At 63.6% G+C, this 1,062-nt stretch carries 1 protein-coding gene; it reads right to left on the bottom strand.

Annotated elements, in window-relative coordinates; genetic code table 11:
• Window positions 1-1,062: SIS domain-containing protein (locus tag AB5164_RS10195; RefSeq protein ID WP_250787561.1), on the bottom strand; the 1,062-nt coding region annotated here is incomplete at its 5' end.

The following is a 1,062-nucleotide window of genomic DNA, read 5'->3' as shown; positions in this document are numbered from 1 at the left end:
TTAGTAGTCGAACTGGTGATAGTAGCGACGATACTTGAGGTTGTGCTTGGTGACCGTCTCGTAGTAGCGAGCCAGGCGGTCGGTCACGAGCACCGTCAGAATCCACGGGGAGACGATGACGCGGAACTCGTCGTCAAGGCCGGGGATCGCGAACTCGGCGGTGTCGATGATGTTGATGTCGGTGTCGCCGGTCACGCCGCGGGTCAGGAAGGCGCGGACGCGCTCGTCGAGCTTGCGGTTCTCGTCCTCGCCCATGAACAGGAAGACCGGGACGCCGGGCTCCACGAGCTCGAGGGTGCCGTGGAAGAAGTCGGCCGAGGTGATGTAGCGGGTGCGCTTCCACTGCATCTCCTCGAGGATGCACATCGAGAACAGGATGGTCTCGCCCCACAGGGCGCCGGAGCCGATGAACATGGTGTAGGGGGCCAGGGCGTACTTCTTGGCGAGCTCCTCGGCGCGCGGCTCGAAGCGCTTGCGGATGTCGAGCATGTCCTTCCAGATATCCTTGGTCTGCTCGATAAACAGATCGAACTTGGGGAAGCAGCCGCGGCGGTTGAGCAGGCGCAGGCCGAAGCAGTCGGCGAGGTAGTAGCCCTTCTCGCAGCCGCCCGAACCATGGTCAGAAGCCATGGCGACGCAGTTCTCGGCGCCCACAGCCTGGCCGATGGGGCCCTCGGGCTTGGTCATGGCGTAGACGCGCACGCCCATGCCCTTCATCTTCTTGACGGCCTCGAGGACCTCGGGGGTGGTGCCGGACTCGGAGGCGGTGAGCACGACGGACTTCTCGGTCATGCGCTTGTGGCCCATGGCGTTCCACTCGGCGGCGTGGATCAGGTAGACCTCGAGGTCGCGGTCGCCGAACTTGTTCATGAGGTACTCGAGCTGCATGAGCTCGTCCCAGGTGCCGCCGACGCCCATCAGGAACACGGCGTCGTAGCCCTCGTCGGCGACCTTGTCGGCGAGCGCGGTCATCTTCTTGCCGGTCTCGTAGAGCGCCTTGCCGTCCTCGAGATAGCCCTCCTGGTCGAAATGCATGATCTCGATCTTCTCGGTTTCCTTCAT

It is taken from the genome of Collinsella aerofaciens, assembly GCF_040915425.1.
In the GTDB taxonomy this organism is placed as follows: domain Bacteria; phylum Actinomycetota; class Coriobacteriia; order Coriobacteriales; family Coriobacteriaceae; genus Collinsella; species Collinsella aerofaciens_BW.
The sequence above is the reverse complement of the archived record's forward strand: the minus strand, read 5'-3'. Positions and strand labels throughout refer to the sequence as shown.